This is a genomic window from Bordetella sp. MIP270_01_BMS, from assembly GCF_054958705.1.
The window spans coordinates 2287818-2303832 of record NZ_CM143297.1 but is presented as its reverse complement, the minus strand read 5'-3'; the positions used below and the strand labels follow the sequence as shown (position 1 = coordinate 2303832).

At 63.4% G+C, this 16015-nt stretch carries 15 protein-coding genes; all 15 read left to right on the top strand.

Features of this window, described 5'->3' with window-relative positions; translation table 11 throughout:
- The first annotated feature begins 8 nt into the window (after positions 1–8).
- On the top strand, positions 9–749 hold the full coding sequence (locus ACV17W_RS10765) for an amino acid ABC transporter ATP-binding protein (protein WP_462592330.1): 741 nt from the start codon (positions 9–11) through the stop codon (positions 747–749).
- A gap of 85 nt (positions 750–834) precedes the next feature.
- Positions 835–1860: a Bug family tripartite tricarboxylate transporter substrate binding protein gene (locus ACV17W_RS10760; RefSeq protein ID WP_462592329.1), complete on the top strand. Its 1026-nt coding sequence runs from the start codon at positions 835–837 to the stop codon at positions 1858–1860.
- Positions 1861–2385: 525 nt separating this feature from the next.
- Complete coding sequence (locus tag ACV17W_RS10755) at positions 2386–4329, top strand: flavin-containing monooxygenase (RefSeq protein ID WP_462596406.1); 1944 nt, start codon at positions 2386–2388, stop codon at positions 4327–4329.
- A 12-nt stretch (positions 4330–4341) separates the two neighbouring features.
- A complete protein-coding gene (locus tag ACV17W_RS10750) occupies positions 4342–4857 on the top strand; it encodes a MaoC family dehydratase (RefSeq protein WP_462596405.1) in 516 nt (171 codons plus the stop codon).
- Between the two features lie 21 nt (positions 4858–4878).
- Entirely contained in the window at positions 4879–5697 is an 819-nt protein-coding gene (locus tag ACV17W_RS10745; RefSeq protein ID WP_462596404.1) for an aspartate/glutamate racemase family protein, read from the top strand.
- Between the two features lie 61 nt (positions 5698–5758).
- Complete coding sequence (locus ACV17W_RS10740; protein ID WP_462596403.1) at positions 5759–6547, top strand: aspartate/glutamate racemase family protein; 789 nt, start codon at positions 5759–5761, stop codon at positions 6545–6547.
- Positions 6548–6549: 2 nt separating this feature from the next.
- The gene (locus ACV17W_RS10735) at positions 6550–7752 is read left to right on the top strand and encodes an acetyl-CoA C-acyltransferase (RefSeq protein WP_462596402.1); all 1203 of its coding nucleotides are present in this window, start codon (positions 6550–6552) and stop codon (positions 7750–7752) included.
- Positions 7753–7833: 81 nt separating this feature from the next.
- Positions 7834–8649: an ABC transporter ATP-binding protein gene (locus ACV17W_RS10730; protein ID WP_462596401.1), complete on the top strand. Its 816-nt coding sequence runs from the start codon at positions 7834–7836 to the stop codon at positions 8647–8649.
- A gap of 31 nt (positions 8650–8680) precedes the next feature.
- Complete coding sequence (locus tag ACV17W_RS10725) at positions 8681–9529, top strand: ABC transporter permease (protein ID WP_462596400.1); 849 nt, start codon at positions 8681–8683, stop codon at positions 9527–9529.
- A gap of 39 nt (positions 9530–9568) precedes the next feature.
- Positions 9569–10381 carry an SDR family NAD(P)-dependent oxidoreductase gene (locus tag ACV17W_RS10720; RefSeq protein ID WP_462596399.1) on the top strand — a complete coding sequence of 271 codons (813 nt, stop codon included), beginning with the start codon at positions 9569–9571 and terminating at the stop codon, positions 10379–10381.
- Positions 10382–10440: 59 nt separating this feature from the next.
- Entirely contained in the window at positions 10441–11538 is a 1098-nt protein-coding gene (locus ACV17W_RS10715; protein WP_462596398.1) for an ABC transporter substrate-binding protein, read from the top strand.
- Between the two features lie 45 nt (positions 11539–11583).
- Positions 11584–13218 (top strand): class I adenylate-forming enzyme family protein, encoded by a 1635-nt coding sequence (locus ACV17W_RS10710; RefSeq protein ID WP_462596397.1) that lies wholly within the window; start codon positions 11584–11586, stop codon positions 13216–13218.
- Positions 13211–14071: an SMP-30/gluconolactonase/LRE family protein gene (locus ACV17W_RS10705; protein WP_462596396.1), complete on the top strand. Its 861-nt coding sequence runs from the start codon at positions 13211–13213 to the stop codon at positions 14069–14071. Before ACV17W_RS10710 ends, ACV17W_RS10705 begins: the two co-directional genes overlap by 8 nt.
- 58 nt (positions 14072–14129) lie before the next feature.
- Entirely contained in the window at positions 14130–15116 is a 987-nt protein-coding gene (locus tag ACV17W_RS10700; RefSeq protein ID WP_462596395.1) for a Bug family tripartite tricarboxylate transporter substrate binding protein, read from the top strand.
- A gap of 98 nt (positions 15117–15214) precedes the next feature.
- A complete protein-coding gene (locus ACV17W_RS10695) occupies positions 15215–15808 on the top strand; it encodes a TetR/AcrR family transcriptional regulator (protein ID WP_462596394.1) in 594 nt (197 codons plus the stop codon).
- Positions 15809–16015: the final 207 nt, after the last annotated feature.

Here is a 16015-nt window from a genome sequence, read left to right as displayed (position 1 = left end):
GTACAGGCATGAGTGATGCCATCATCCGCATGCAGGACGTGAACAAGTGGTACGGCCAGTTCCACGTGCTGCGCAATATCAATCTGGACGTCGCGCCTGGCGAGCGCATCGTGGTATGCGGCCCGTCGGGCTCGGGCAAGTCGACCATGATCCGCTGCATCAACCGCCTGGAAGAGCACCAGAAGGGTCACATCATTGTCGACGGCACCGAGTTGACCAATGATCTGAAGCACATCGAGACCATTCGCCGCGATGTGGGCATGGTGTTCCAGCACTTCAACCTGTTTCCGCACCTGACCGTGCTCGAGAACCTGACGCTGGGCCCCACCTGGGTGTTGAAAAAGCCGAAGGCGGAAGCCGAGGCCACGGCCATGAAGTACCTCGAACGCGTGCGCATTCCCGAGCAGGCCAACAAGTATCCGGGCCAGCTTTCCGGGGGCCAGCAGCAACGCGTGGCCATTGCCAGGTCCTTGTGCATGAGCCCCAAGATCATGCTGTTCGACGAGCCCACTTCCGCGCTGGACCCGGAAATGGTGAAAGAAGTGCTGGACGTGATGGTGACCCTGGCCCAGGAAAGCGGCATGACCATGCTGTGCGTCACGCATGAAATGGGCTTTGCGCGCAAAGTGGCCAACCGCGTCATCTTCATGGACCGTGGCGAGATCATCGAGCAGAACAGTCCCGATCAGTTCTTCGACAATCCGCAGAACGAGCGGACCAAGCTCTTCCTGAGCCAGATCCTGCACTGAGGCGAAACGGCGGCGGCGGGGTGCCGGGGAGGATGCCGTGGGGTATGCTATTTGCCGCACAAAGCCCACACCGGAGACCAGAACAATGTCCAACCCGCGAATTTCTGCCGTGTCGTCCACCCGCCGCTCCCTTGTGTGCGGCGCTGTTGCCCTGGCGGCCACTTTGGGGTGCCTGGCGCCCGCCGCTGCGCAGAGCTCCGACTTCCCCGCCAAGCCGCTGCGCTTCGTGGTGCCGTATCCCCCCGGCGGGCCGCTCGACACGACGGCGCGGCTGCTGGCCGAGAAAGTCCGTGTGTCGCTGGACCAGCCCGTCATCGTCGAGAACCGCGCGGGGGCCGGCGGCAACATCGGCGCCGACCTCGTGGCCAAGGCGGCCCCCGACGGCTACACGCTGGTGATGGGCGCCGTGGCGACGCACGCCATCAACCCGTGGCTGTTCGCGAACTTGCCGTACGATCCCGTCAAGGACTTCGAGCCGGTAACCATCGTGGCCGCGGTACCGAACGTGCTGGTCATGAACATGGACTTCGCCCGGAACAACCAGATCGACTCGCTGGCCGACCTGATCGACTACGCCAAAAAGAATCCCGACCGCCTGAACTACGGATCGGGCGGCAATGGCAGCGCGGGGCACCTGGCGGGCGAACTCTTGAAGGCGCGTGCGGGAATCGGTGTCGTTCACGTTCCCTACCAGGGTGCCGCACCGGCGCAGCTGGCCCTGTTGGGCGGGCAGTCGGACTTCATGTTCGACAACCTGGCAGCCGCGGCCCCCCTGATCAAAGACGGCAAGGTCAAGGCGCTCGCGGTGACCACGCTTCAGCGCTCATCGCTGCTGCCTGACGTGCCCACTGTGGACGAAGCGGGGATCAAGGGTTTCGATCTGGGTACGTGGTTCGGCGTGTTCACGACGGGGGGCACGCCCGCCGACGTGGTCGCCAAGCTCAACCAGGCTTATGCCGACGCGCTGAAGCAGCCCGATGTGCGCCAGCGCCTGCTGGCTATGGGATCCGAAACCGAGCCCATGACCGCCGAGGCGTTCGCCGAGTTCGTCAAGAGCGAGAAAGACAAGTACCAGGAAATCGTGAAGCTCTCAGGCGCCAGCCTGAACTGAGCAGCAAGGGGTGTCTGACTCCCGCGGGATGTCAGACGCCCTGATGGGGTAGGGCCACGCCCGAATCGACCTGTCCATTGCAGGCAGCCATTCAGAACCCGGGTTTCCGGGCGTCCCAGGCCGAAGCGCGTGCCTCGACGCCGACCGCAACGGACACCAAGTCCTTCGCCAGGGAAATGGCGGCCGATGACTCGACGTATCGAGCCATTGCCGGATCATTGAAGCTTCAATAGCCCGAAATCGCGGCGTGGCGGCATCCGCCGCCGTGGGCACCCGATCGCCGCGGTGGGCGGCAGGCCCGGACGCCCGCGCGCCGAAGAGGCGGCGCCGAATCCGCGGCGTCCCAGACACAAGCCCGCCTCGCCAGCATTCTCCCGAATCATCGAAAAGCCGCCTTTCAATGGGCGGCTTTTGCCATTGCGCCCTGGTGAAAACCCGGCATATATTTTTATTTACTCGTGAGTAAAGTAAATATACTATTTGGTAAACGCCAGTAGACATGGTCATGATTAAGGAGAGGGGCAGATGGATGGACGGAGGCTGGCCACCGAGGACGCAGGGGTCCGCAAAGACTGGGTCGAGGCGGCTGACTTGCTTCCGCTTGCCGCCGCGCTGATACAGGCCACGGATGACAGGGATCTGTTGCAGCGCCTGCTCGCGGCAAAGGCTGCCGGACCGGTGAAGGCTGGCCTGCCCCCTGCGCTGCAGCGGGAGGTCAGGTCCAAGGCATACGAGTGCCTATGCGCAGAGACCGAAGCGCGGGCGTCGGCGCAGCCATGCATGCAGATGATGCAGGACCTCGTCCGCCTGGTGACCGACGTGCCGGCGTCCGAGGTTGAGCAATACGCGCCCATGATGCTGGACCAGGCGGGCTTCACGATGGAACGCCCGTACGGCAAGGAGTCGGGTGCCCGAAATGGCCCGGCCATGCGCGTGGCGGTTATCGGAGCCGGCATGTCGGGCATATGCGCGGCAATCGAGCTCAAGCGCGCGGGCTTCGAGTGTGATGTGTTCGACCGGAACGCGTCGGTCGGTGGAACCTGGCACGAAAACCAGTATCCCGGCTGCGGCGTGGACACGCCCAGCATGTTCTACGCATACTCCTTCGAGCCCCGCTTTCCCTGGAACCACCATTTCGCCAAGCGCGATCAGATCGCAGCCTATTTCGAGCACTGCGTAGACAAGTACGGGGTGCGGCAGAACATTCATCTGCAGACCGACGTGCGCGCGGCTGTCTATGACGAAGCCGCTCAGAGATGGCAGGTGACGATCCGTGATGCCGAGGGAAATAGCCGGGTGCAGACCTACGACGGGGTGATCAGCGCGGTGGGGCAGCTGAATATCCCATCGATTCCCCGCATCCCTGGCCTGGATACTTTCGACGGAAAGGTGCTGCATACCGCCCAATGGGACCCTCAGCTGGATCTTGCCGGCAAGCGGGTGGGCCTGATCGGCACCGGTGCGAGCGCCATGCAGGTAGGGCCGGCGATCGTTGATCAGGTGGAACACCTGACGGTGTTCCAGCGCGAACCGCATTGGGTGCTGCCGAACTCGGTGTACCACCGCCGTTTCGACGAGGCGGATCATTGGTTGTTCGAGCGGCTGCCCTATTATGCGCACTGGCTGCGTGCCCAACTGATCTGGAGTTACGGCGACGCCGTCTATCCCTCGCTGAAGATCGATCCGTCCTGGCAAGGCGACGGTGGGTCGATCAACGCGATCAGCGAAAGTTATCGGCGGAACATGGTGCGCCACCTGAAGCACGAGCTGGCGGGCCGGCCCGACCTGATCGAGAAGGCCCTGCCCGACTATCCCCCTTACGCAAAGCGCGTGCTGCTGGACAACAACTGGTACAAAACCTTGCGGCGCGATCATGTGGACCTTGTCGTGTCGCCCATTTCGGAAGTCCGTGCCGACGGAATCGTGAGTGCCGACGGCCAGCACCATCCACTTGACGTCATCGTGCTGGCCACGGGGTTCCAGGCCTCGCGCATGCTCTCCACCATCGACATCACGGGGCGCCAGGGCATCAGCTTGCGCGACGCGTGGGACGGCGACAATCCCCGCGCCTACCTGGGAATCACCGTTCCGCGTTTCCCCAATCTGTTCCTGCTGTATGGCCCGAACACCAACCTGGGCTATGGCGGCAGCGCGATTTTCAATGCTGAGTGCCAGACTCGCTATGCGGTCCAGTGCCTGGTGAATATGCGCGAACAGGGATGGGGCGCCATCGAATGCCGCCAGGACGTCCACGATGCCTACAACGAAACCGTGGACGCCATGCACGAAGGAATGGTCTGGTCGAGGCAGGACGTGGACAACTGGTATCGGAACAGCCAGGGCCGCGTGACCACGAACAGCCCCTGGCGGCTGCTCGATTACTGGAGCCTGACGCACAAGCCCAACTACGCGGATTACAACGTGGAGCCCCGGCGCGACAACGCGGCCAGTGCGGCGCCCAGGAACTGAGGGGCCATCAATATGTCGACTCAACACGCAGCAGGCGTGCGCCAGACCGTTCAGCGAGGCGGCCTGTTCCTGGAAGATTTCCAGCCTGGCATGGTTATCGAGCATGGGCTGCGCCGCACCGTCACACAGGCGGACAACACGTTTTTTTCATGCCTGACTTTGAATCCGCAACCCTTGCACATCGACGCCGAGTTCTGTGCGTCCGAGACCGAGTGGGGGCGCCCGCTGATCAATTCGTTCTTCACACTGGGGCTGGTGGTGGGCATCAGCGTCAACGACACGACAGTGGGAACCACCGTTGGCAACCTGGGCATGAGCGAAGTGCGGTTTCCGGCCCCTCTGTTCGATGGCGACACCGTCCGGGTGACCACCGAGGTACTTGCAGTACGGGAGTCCCGGTCCCGCCCCGAGGTAGGTATCGTCTCGCTCTGCCACCGCGGCTACAAGCAGACCGGCGAACTCATTGCCGAATGCCACAGGCAGGCCATGATTTACAAGCGCGGCCGCATGCCGGCCGATCAAAAATAAGCAACCCAACGAGGAGACACCATGAAGATCTGGTATCAGAGCATGACCAACCTGCCCAACTGGCCGGGATATCAGCGCGTGCTGCACAGCGTGATCGACCGCGCCAAAGAGGCGGGAACCGAGGTCGAAGTGCATGGCATGACCAAGGTGGGCGGCATCGGCGATCAGTTCCGATACCTGGAGTATCTGGAAACCGCTGAACTCCTGGACAACGTGCACCAGGCGATCGATCGCGGCTTCGACGCATTCCTGATTGGCAACATCGGCGATCCCGGACTGCGGGCGGCGCGTGAAGTGGCGGATATCCCCGTGCTGGGATTGTGCGAGAGCTCCATGCATCTGGCCTGCATCATGGGCGCGTCGTTCTCCTTCATCACCATCAACGACAAATTCACACCACGCATTGTCGAGAACGTAACCACGTACCGGCTCGAGAAGCGCTTCGTGGGTGCTCACAAAATGAACATCACCCGCCTGCACGATCTTGAAGGCGGGTTCGAGAATCCGCAGTCCAAGGCACGCATTCTGTCCGACTTTGAAGCGGCCGCAGAATCCGCGGACAAGGCCGGCGCCGAAGTTCTGATCGCGGCGGGCGGAGTGGTGTCGGGCTTGCTGGCGCACTGGCAGGTCAGCCAGAGTCAATGCGGAATCCCCATCCTGGATGGCATCACCAGCCTGGTCAAGATGGGCGAGATGGCCGTCAAGATTCAGTCGCTGACGGGTCGGTTCATCAGCAAGCGACGTCTTTACGCACCGCCTCCGCTGGAGCAGATTGAAGAGCTGCGCAAGGCCTATGGCAACTATATCTATCCGTCGGTACCGGGTCCGGGCAGCCGTTGATGCCTATCACCGGGCGTGGCGTGGCCGCGAACGGCGATACCACTAACTATCAGGAGACAAGATGAAGATCTGGTTCCAGTTGTTGTCGTCAGAGAAAAAGATGAGCGCCTTCCTGGCGACCGTGCAGGAATTGGTCGATCGGGCAGTGGATTCAGGCACCACGGTGGATGTGCGGGGCACGCCCGAAGGCGTGCTGGGCGACCAATACCGCCTGTTCTTCCAATATGACCAGAAAGAGGTCATACGTAACGGTCTGCGCATACGCAAGCACGGCGGGTACGACGCATTCGCCATTGCGAATTCGCTGGATCCCGCCCTGGTCGACCTGCGCGAGATGCTTTCCATACCGGTGCTTTCATTCATGGAGAACAGCTGCTTTACCGCGTGCACCATGGGCGAGCGTTTTGCCGTGATCACGCCCAATCGCAAAATGGTGCCGCGATATCGTGAGATTGTGCTCGGCTATGGCCTGCGCGACAGGCTGGCCGGGTTGGTGCCCATTGGATTCGACGACGTCCGGGCACAGGAGGAAGCATTCACCAGTGCGTCCGTGGCCGACCGGGTGGAAAAGGAAATGGTGGCCGCGACGCGCAAGGCGGCCGAGATGGGCGCGGAAGTCGTTTTTGCGGCTGGGCCGCCCGGAGCGCTGATGGCCAAGCGCGGGATTTTCGAGGTCGATGGCGTGCCGATTCTGGATACCTATACGCTGCTCGCCAAGGCGGCCGAAATGCGCGTGCGCATGCATCAGCTCACCGGCGTGTCCGTCAGCCGCGCATGTCTGTACGCCGCGCCGGACGAGGAGCTGGTCAAGCGCGTCGGAAAAACCTACGACATTCCGGAGCTGATGTGAGCATGACGGGACGCCCCGTCTACCTGTGCGACGGCGTCCGCACGCCCATCGGGCGCTATGGCGGCGCCCTGGCCGGCGTGCGAACCGACGATCTTGCCGCGGCGCCGATACGCGAGCTGCTGCGGCGCCACCCCCGGCTGTCGGAAACCGTCGGCGAAGTCGTGCTCGGCTGCGTGAATCAGGCGGGGGAAGACAACCGCAACGTCGCCCGCATGGCCGCGCTGCTGGCGGGGCTGGATGCGTCGGTTCCCGCCATGACGGTCAATCGCCTCTGCGCCTCCGGCCTCGATGCGGTCGCCGCCGGTGCGCGCATGATCGCCAGCGGCGAGGCCCATGTCGTGATTGCGGGTGGCGTTGAATCGATGAGCCGGGCGCCGTTCGTCATTCCAAAGGCGCGGGCGGCGTATAGCCGTCACGGCGAGATTCACGACACGACGATAGGCTGGCGGTTCGTGAACCCCGTGATGCAAGCCATGTACGGCACGGATTCCATGCCGCAGACCGCGCAGAACGTGGCGGACGAGCATGGCATCAGCCGAGAAGACCAGGACGCCTATAGCTTGCGCAGCCAGCAGCGCGCCGCGGCGGGCCGCAGCCATCTGCTGGCCGATGTATTCGGGTTGGATGTGCCGACGTCCGGCTCCCGAACGGTGCATGTCCAGCACGATGAGCACCCTCGTCCCGACACCACGGCCCAGGGCCTGGCGGCGTTGCGCCCGTTGTTTGCCAACGGCAGCGTGACGGCGGGGAATGCTGCCGGCGTGAACGACGGGGCAGCCGCCGTGGTGCTGGCGGATGAAGCCGGCCTGGCTGCGCTGCAGTTGCGACCGCTGGTCCGCATCATGGGCGCAGCGAGCGCAGGCGTGGCGCCCCGCATCATGGGCGTCGGGCCCATTCCGGCGGTGCGCGCCCTGACCGAGCGCATCGGTCATGCGGTGCGCGATTTCGATGTCATCGAGCTGAACGAGGCGTTTGCGGCGCAAGTGCTGGCGTGCTCGCGCGCCTGGGGGCTGCCCGACGACGCCGAGCACCTGAACCCCTGCGGCGGCGCCATCGCGCTGGGCCACCCATTGGGTATGTCAGGGGCCCGGCTGGTGCTGCACGCATCCAGGGAGCTGCAGCGTCGGGCAGGCAAGCGGGCGCTGGTGACCATGTGCGTCGGCGTCGGGCAAGGATTGGCAATGGCGATGGAACGGGTCACGTAGCACAAGAACAGAGCCTGCAGGCAGCGACGCTGGACGGAACCCGGATACACGGGGCGACAGCCGGCACATTAGGAGAGAGACATGGATGGCAATCTGACAGCCCGAGCCAACGGCGTGGCAGCGCCCGAGGTGCTGCTGCGCTTCAGCGAAGTCAGCAAAACATATCGGACCGCACAGGACGTGGACGCGGTGGCGCTGCGCCCCGTGACCGCGAGCCTCAACAAGGGCGAGTTCGTCAGCCTGCTGGGGCCGAGCGGGTGCGGCAAGACGACGCTGCTGAAGATGGCGGCAGGCCTGGTCAGGCCCACCTCGGGTTCAATCACATTGGCGGATGGCGCACCGTTGCAGCCGGGCTGCTATGGGTTTGTCTTCCAGGCGGCCGCGCTGCTGCCCTGGCGTACCGCGCTCGAGAACGTATTGCTGCCCGCCGAAGTGCTGGGCTTGCCGCGAGCCGCGGCCAGCCGCCGCGCTTCCCACCTCCTGGAAAAGGTCGGGCTGGCCTCGGCCACCCACAAGCGGCCCGGGGAATTGTCCGGCGGCATGCAGCAGCGCGTGTCCATCGCCCGGGCGCTGCTGCACGACCCGGCGCTGTTGTTCATGGACGAGCCCTTCGGTGCGCTCGACGCCATGACCCGGGAAGAACTGAACCTGGAACTGCAGCGCATTCACTTGAACTTCGGCAAGACGGTGCTGTTCGTCACGCACGATATCGAGGAAGCCGTGCTGCTCTCGGATCGGATATTCGTCATGTCCGCCGGCCCTGGCAGGATGCTGCGCGAGATTTCGGTACAGCTGGACAGGCCCCGCAGTCTGGAAACGAAGCGAGACCCGGCCTTCCATCAGCTGGTGAGCGACATACGCGAACTGCTGCATGGCGCAGCCAGAGCCGCGAACTGATTCTATGGATAGCAAGACAATCGGAGGCGGTATGCCTGAACACATCGAGAAACTGTCAGGCGTGGCGCCCGCCGTGAAGGCGCCTCGTGCAGCAGCCTGGTCTGCACAGCGCAGGCAAGAGTGGCTGGCTTCGGCCGCCATTGCCATTGTGCTGATCGGCACATTGGAACTGGCTGCGCGCAACCAGTGGATTTCCGCAATGATCGTGGCGGCACCGAGCCGCGTGATGGCAGTACTGGCAGAGGGCATCGCGGACGGCATCTACCTGCGCAACCTGGCTGCGTCAATGGGGGCGCTGGTGGCCGGGTTCGGTCTTGCCTTCGTGGTGGCGGTGGTGACGGCGGGCGTGCTGTCGAGCAGCCGCTTTCTCGAACGGGTGCTGACCCCTTACATCGTGGCGTTCCAGAGCATGCCCAAGGTGGCTATCGCGCCGTTGGTAGTGCTGTGGCTGGGCTTCGGCGAACTCTCCAAGATCGCGATTGTTGCCATCGTGTGCTTCTTCCCGATGATGGTCAACACGCTGCAGGGCCTGCGCAACCGGAATGTCGACCACTATGAGCTTCTGCAGTCTCTCGGGGCGAGCCGGTGGCAGCAGTTCTGGAAGCTGCGGCTGCCGCACGCCGTGCCATACATATTCGCCGGAGTCCGCATCGGGGCGATATTCGCGCTGATCGGCGTGGTGGTGGCGGAATTCGTCGGCACCAATTCGGGGGTGGGCTTTGCGATGCTCCAGGCGAAGGCTCAGTTTGACGTGCCAGGCGTATATGCGTGCCTGGTATTGCTGATGTTGATGGGCTTGACGCTGAACGCCCTGACCACAGTATGCGAACGGTGGGTGGCCGCGCGCATGGGAACGACGGTGGATGGCGCCGGGCACTGATGCGCCGGTCCCTCCGCACTAACCGCAGGAGATTGAAACGTGGATCTGCAACTTGAAGGTAAACGCGCGCTGGTGACGGGATCCAGCGCAGGAATCGGGCTGGCTGTGGCCCGCAACTTGTTGGCCGAAGGGGCTCACGTCATATTGTGCGGGCGCCACCAGGACAGGTTGGATGCCGCGGCCCAGGAGCTGCGCGGCGCCGGCGACGGGCGTATCCACACCGAAGTCGCGGATGTGACCAGCCTGGACGACATCGAACGCCTGGCGGCGGCCACGCGCGAGGCATTCGGGGGACTGGACATTCTGGTGAATAACGCCGGAACCGGAATCTACAAGCCCTTTTTCGACGTGACGGACGCGGAACTGGTGCACGCCATGCAGATGAACTTCCTGGCCATGTTCCGTGTCACCCAGCGCATCCTGCCCATTCTGCTCGACAGCGGCGGCGGCACCATCGTGAACGTCACGGGCACATCCGGATCGTCCGTGCTGGATGCGCCGTTCTATTCCACCTGCAGCGGGCCAGCCAAAGCCGCGGAAAATCGCTTCACCAAAGCCCTGGCCATGGAATTCGGGCCCAGGGGCATTCGCGTCAACAGCGTGGCCCCGGGCCGCATCAACGCGCCGGAGCGTTTTGCGCGCTGGTGCAAAGACATTGCCGCGCGCACCGGGCAAGACCACCTCACGCCGCAGCAACTTCGCGAGGAATGGGGCAAGCGGATCTCGCTGCCCGGCAATCGCTGGGGCGAGATCGAAGAAATTGCCCGCCTGGTGGCGTTCGTGGCCTCGCCGGCTTGCGGATTCATGAACGGTGCAGTGTTGGTCGCCGATGGCGGGGAAACGCGAGACTGAGCCCGTTCATGGCGGCGCGGCAGGTATGAAGAACTGAATAACGATAACCGGAGACAACAATGACGACTCGACGCACCTTGATGCAACTCGGAATCGCGGCGGCCATGGCTGGCGCGGGAATGGTCGCGCTGGCCCCCTCGCATGCGGCCAGCCAGGAAAAGCCGCGGAAACTTTCCGTCGCGAATGCGACCGTGTCCACCCCGCCTTATGCCGCCTACAACACATCGGTACCGATGGAGATTTTCTTCAAAGAGGAGGGAATCGACGTCCAGATGCTGCACATGGGCGGCGCGACGGTCGCGACGCAGGCGCTGGGCACCGGCAAGGTCGATATCGCCGTGCCGGCCAGCTCGGCTCCCCTGGCTTTGCTCGACAAAATGCCTGACGCGGGCATCGTGGGCTTCTACACCTTCATCAACGGGTTCCAGAGCATGCCGGTGGTGTTGCCGGACAGCCCCATTGCCGATCTGAAGGACCTGTCCGGAAAGACTATCGGCGTGCAGACCCTGGGCAATTCGCAGGTGCAGACGACCAAGGCGCTGGTGCAGATTGCCGGGGGCGACGCGGCGTCGCTGCGTTTCGTCGCCGTCGGGGAAGGCGTCGAGGCAGCCCATGCGCTTACGACAAAGCGAATCGATGCGCTGGTGTTGTTCGACGGCCTGTACGGGCAGATCGAGGCGAACGGGCAGGCGTTGCGGCGGCTGAGCAGCAGCGCGACCGGCCGCGACCAGGTCGGCTTCAGCGGGGTCATCATCGCGCGCAAGAAGTTCCTGGAAGACAACCGGGATACGTTCGTACGCTATGGACGCGCGATCGCGAAGTCCACGGTTTTTGCCAAGGCCAATCCCGAGGCCGCGGTGCGGATCCACTGGAAGCATTTCCCGGAGACCCGCATGCGCGGCGTCAGCGAGGAAGAAGCCATGCGCCTGGCCCTCCCTTCCTTGAAGAATCGCCTGGACAACGTGTACGAAGTGGACGGCATGTGGGGCAATTCCACGCTGCAGCAGGTCAAGGGCTACATACGGCTGAACCAGTTGGGCGGACAGCTGACCAAGGGCGAGTCGCTGGAGCGTCTGTGGGACCCCGCGCTGATGAAAGATATCAACGATTTCGACCAGGAGGAAATCCGGGTCCGGGCACGGAACTGGAAGCCCTAGCCGCGCAAGAACGAGATCAATCGACCGCCTTTTTCCGAGAGTCTCATGCCTAGCTTTCCGCACGTCCCCGCCGATAGGCCGGCGTTGCCCACCTGGTTGGCCGATGCATTGCACTTGCATCGCAATCACAGCTACCCGGAATACATATTGCATCGCCGGCAGTCCCTGGCCCATCGCACTGCCCTGGTCTTCGAGAATCGCAAGCTGAGCTACGAGCAGCTGGCTTCCGCAGTGGATTCAGCCGCCGGAAATCTGCAGCGCCAATACGGGCTGACTACCGGTGATCGGGTAGTGATATGCGCCGAGAACAGCGATCTGTATGTCATCGCCTATTTCGCCGTACTGCGCGCGGGTTGCGTGGCCGTGCCGGTCAATCCCAAGCTGACGCCTCATGAGCTGGCCTATCTGGTCAATGATTGCTCCGCGGCGCTGTTCATGCATGCCGGCCTGCCTGCTGAATTCCTGGGGCAGCTGGCCGGCCTGTTCGACCGGCAGGTGTCGCTTGCCACGCTGGACCTCGCTCGAGCCGGCGGCGCGCAGGATCACGCGGCCCCCGATACGCCGGACCCGGATGCCGCCGCCGTCATCTTCTATACCTCGGGCACCACCGGCAAGCCCAAGGGCGTGATCCATACGCATCGCACGCTGATCGCCGGCGCGCTGCAGGCAGCCCACGCCTGGGGATATGCGCGCGAGGGCCTGACCAATCTGGCCATCACGCCGCTCTTTCATGTGGCGTCGCATTCGTGGTCGTACCCCACGCTGGCTCATGGCGGCACTCTTGTCGTCGACACCTACAGCACTGAGCGCCTATTCGAGTTGATCGAGAGGCACCGGGTGCAGGGGTTCGGCTGCGTCCCGGCAATGTTGCTGATGATGTTGCGTTCCGAGGCGCGAGTGGGTCGCGATCTGTCCAGCGTCCTCAACGTGCGCTTCGGTGCGTCGCCCATGCCTGCGGAACGCCTGGCCGAAGTGCAGGAGCTGTTTCCGAACGCGCAGCTTTATCACGGTATGGGGCAAACCGAATCGTGCGGCACCATCAGCGTGCTGCCGGGTGCGCTGGCGCTGGACAAGGCAGGCAGCACCGGCTGGCCCCTGCCAGGCTGCGAGGTGCGCATCGTCGATGACGAGGGGAACGATGTGGCGCCGGGCGAGCGCGGCGAAGTTCTGGCTCGCAGCCCGAGTGTGATGATCGGTTATTTCGGTCGCACCCGGGAAACCCAGGAAACCCTGCGCGACGGCTGGCTGCACACCGGCGACGTCGGGTACCGGGACGCCCAGGGACTGATTTATCTGGTCGACCGCAAGAAAGACATGATCATACGGGGGGGCGAGAACATCTATTCGGTAGAGATAGAGCACGTGCTCGCGCTGCATGCGCGGGTGGAGTCGTGCGCCATCATCGGAATGCCGGATGATCTGATGGGCGAGCGGGTCGGCGCCGTGGTGGTGGTGCGCGGAGGGCAGCCCGAGGCGGGCGGCGCGAGCCAGGCGCTGGCCGACGAACTGAAAGCCTGGTGCCGCGCCCGGCTTGCGCACTTCAAAGTGCCAGAAGAGATCTTCTTCATGAGCACTCTGCCGCAGACCGCCACCGGAAAAATCCAGAAAGGCATGCTGCGTCAGCAGCTCTTGGCGGCGCGGGAGCCCGCTACCCGGGCGGCGATGGGCAGCCATGTCTGAAGTACCGGTGTTGTCATCCGGCAAGCCGGTGGGCAGGGACCTGGCACGCCCGGAATCGGTGCTCGCGCTGCCCGACGGCTCGATCGTCGTGTCGGATCGTCGCGCGCTGGCATGCCATATTTCGCCAGACGGGACTCAGACGCTGATGGGGCGGCGGCACGGCTTGCCGAACGGCTTGGCGCTTCTCGACGACTCGACCCTGGTGATCGCCGACATCGGGGATAGGGCCGTGTTCGCCCTGTCCGCGGACGGGAGCGAGTCGACGCTGCACGCCACTCTGGCGGACGGCAGCAGGCTGGGCGCCGCCAACTTTCCGCTGGTCGGTCCCGACGGCGCGTTATGGCTGAGCGTGTCCACCACTTCCGACGACCTGGGCGAGGCGATCAACCAGCCGCGCCCAGATGGGCAACTGTTGCGCAGCCGGGGCGGGCGGCTTGAATTGGTCAGCGCAGGGCTTTATTTCCCCAACGAGTTCCGCTTCGATCATGACGGCGCATGGGTTTATGTGGCAGAGACGACGAAGGGCCGGGTCCTGCGAGCCCGGCTGCTCAAGGAAGGCACCCTGGGCCAATGGGAGGCTTATGGCCCTGATCCCGTGTGCGCCGGTGCGTACGTCGATGGAGTGGCGTTCGACGACGCCGGCAACCTGTGGGTGACGGAGCTCACCCGCAACGCCATTCTGGCCATTTCGCCAGACCAGCGACTTCATTGCCTGGCTGAAGATCCGCAGGGCGCGCAATTGTACAAACCCACCAGTATTGCGTTCCATGGACCCGATCGATGCAGCGTACTGGTCGGGTCGCTCAAGAGCGCGCAACTGCGGGTGTTCAGGTCGACCGTGCCCGGCCGGTGAAAGAGATGGGCATGTTGCAGCAGCATCAGAAACAAGCACGACATACAAGGAGACAGTGATGATTACACGCCGCAGATTTATTCAGGGAACCAGTGCCGCCGTGATGGCGCCGTTTTACTCTCTGGCACAGGCTCAGGCCCAGCCCTCGAAATGGCCGACCAAACCGCTGACCTATGTGGTGCCCCTGGCAGCCGGCGGCGCCACCGACATCATGGGTCGTCTGGTGTCCGAGCGCCTGGCTCAACGCCTGGGTGTGCCTGTTGTCGTCGAGAACCGTACCGGGGCCGGCGGAAGCATAGGAGCCGAAGTCGTTGCGCGTGCGCCGGCCGATGGCTATACGCTGCTGGGGGGGTCGATCAGCACGAACGCCATTATCGGTGCGTTGTACAAGAACCTGTCGTTTGATCCTGCCACCGCCTTCACGCCTCTGGCGATGATAGGCGTCAACCCCTTGCTGCTGTGCGTGTCCGAGAACAGTCCATACAAGAATCTGAAAGAACTGCTGGCCGCGGCCAGGAAGAAGGCCGACAACCTTTCTTTCGCTTCGGCGGGCAACGGCACTTCCATGCATCTGGCCATGGAACTGCTGTGCTACAAGGCTGGCGTGAAGATGGTTCATGTCCCGTATCGTGGCAGTGCCCAGGCATTGGCCGCAGTGCTGGGCAACCAGGTCGACATGGCGTTCGATACGGCCATCGTTTGCGAGCCTCATATCAAGGCCGGGAAGCTGCGACCGCTGGCCACGGGCTCCAAAGAGCGTCTGGCGCGCTTTCCAGACGTGCCTACCATGGAAGAAGAGGGCGTCGACGCGGTGGAAGTGTTTTCCTGGCTGGCGATATTCCTGCGCAGCGGTACGGATCCCGCCATCGAGCAACGTCTGCGTACCGAACTCAACGGCATTCTCAGCGCGCCTGACGTGCGCGACAGGATCACCGAACTTGGTACGCTGCCGGCGCAATGGGACCAGGCGCAACTGCAGCAGTTCCTCGACGGTGAAATCGTCAAGTGGCGCACCGTGGTTGACGCCATGGGAATCAGCCTCTAGCCTGAATGGGCAGTCGGCGGGGTGTGCTGCGGGCGGCGCGTCCGACGCGCTACGTTAGAATTTCGGGTTTCGCGTCGAAGCGGTGCGAGGAGTGACGGATGCGGGAAGAATTGCGTGAATTCAAGCGGACCAGAATTATCGAACAGGCGTCGAAGTCGTTCTATGAACGGGGTTACGAAGCCACCAGTATCGAGCTTCTGGCTTCCGAATTGAACGTTACCAAGCCGTTCATCTACAGCTACTTCCCGAACAAGCTCGCCATACTCGAAGCGGTATACGAGCAATCGAGCCTGCGGCTGGTCGAAACACTGCAGGCGGAGCTGAACCGTTCCGGCCCGCCTGCTGCACGCCTGCGCAAATTCGTGATTGCCTTCGTGCTGGAAAACATCAAGCACCAGGCGTCCAGCGGCGTCTTCCTGCAGGAAGAGAAGCAGTTGTCCGAGACGCAGCTTGCGAAGATTCGCAAACTGGAAAAGTCTTTCAATGATGCGCTCACCGCATTGATCCGTGCGGGCATCGAAGACGGCAGCTTCGAAGTCAACGATCCCAGCATCGCGTCATTGAGCCTGAGCGGCATGGTGCGCTGGGTGCATCGTTGGTATCGGCCGGGCCGGCGCCTTGATCCGGAGCAGATTGCCGAAGAGATCGCCGAGTTGGCCCTGAACATGCTCTGCGCCCGCGAGGGCTCATGAGGGCAGCGGCCGATAATGCGGCCGCTCCCTGCTCACTGCATGGCCCTGCCGCCTTCTGCCGCGCATTTGCATGCGCTCGGAAGATCTGTAACTTCCCCGGCGGGCGATGGTTACGTTTCCGCGTTGAAGTAATTCCGTCATCCTGAGTGCCTAGCATTCGTGCCTGGTCGCATGCGCCGTCGCGCCATGCCAAACGAGGATCACGAA

Excerpts from the sequence above, each read along its gene's own strand:
- ACV17W_RS10700 (WP_462596395.1), top strand. The coding sequence starts at position 14,130 with ATGATTACACGCCGCAGATTTATTCAGGGAACCAGTGCCGCCGTGATG.
- ACV17W_RS10760 (WP_462592329.1), top strand. The coding sequence starts at position 835 with ATGTCCAACCCGCGAATTTCTGCCGTGTCGTCCACCCGCCGCTCCCTT.
- ACV17W_RS10740 (WP_462596403.1), top strand. The coding sequence starts at position 5,759 with ATGAAGATCTGGTTCCAGTTGTTGTCGTCAGAGAAAAAGATGAGCGCC.
- ACV17W_RS10755 (WP_462596406.1), top strand. The coding sequence starts at position 2,386 with ATGGATGGACGGAGGCTGGCCACCGAGGACGCAGGGGTCCGCAAAGAC.
- ACV17W_RS10710 (WP_462596397.1), top strand. The coding sequence starts at position 11,584 with ATGCCTAGCTTTCCGCACGTCCCCGCCGATAGGCCGGCGTTGCCCACC.
- ACV17W_RS10735 (WP_462596402.1), top strand. The coding sequence starts at position 6,550 with ATGACGGGACGCCCCGTCTACCTGTGCGACGGCGTCCGCACGCCCATC.
- ACV17W_RS10725 (WP_462596400.1), top strand. The coding sequence starts at position 8,681 with ATGCCTGAACACATCGAGAAACTGTCAGGCGTGGCGCCCGCCGTGAAG.
- ACV17W_RS10750 (WP_462596405.1), top strand. The coding sequence starts at position 4,342 with ATGTCGACTCAACACGCAGCAGGCGTGCGCCAGACCGTTCAGCGAGGC.
- ACV17W_RS10745 (WP_462596404.1), top strand. The coding sequence starts at position 4,879 with ATGAAGATCTGGTATCAGAGCATGACCAACCTGCCCAACTGGCCGGGA.
- ACV17W_RS10765 (WP_462592330.1), top strand. The coding sequence starts at position 9 with ATGAGTGATGCCATCATCCGCATGCAGGACGTGAACAAGTGGTACGGC.
- ACV17W_RS10705 (WP_462596396.1), top strand. The coding sequence starts at position 13,211 with ATGTCTGAAGTACCGGTGTTGTCATCCGGCAAGCCGGTGGGCAGGGAC.
- ACV17W_RS10695 (WP_462596394.1), top strand. The coding sequence starts at position 15,215 with ATGCGGGAAGAATTGCGTGAATTCAAGCGGACCAGAATTATCGAACAG.
- ACV17W_RS10730 (WP_462596401.1), top strand. The coding sequence starts at position 7,834 with ATGGATGGCAATCTGACAGCCCGAGCCAACGGCGTGGCAGCGCCCGAG.
- ACV17W_RS10715 (WP_462596398.1), top strand. The coding sequence starts at position 10,441 with ATGACGACTCGACGCACCTTGATGCAACTCGGAATCGCGGCGGCCATG.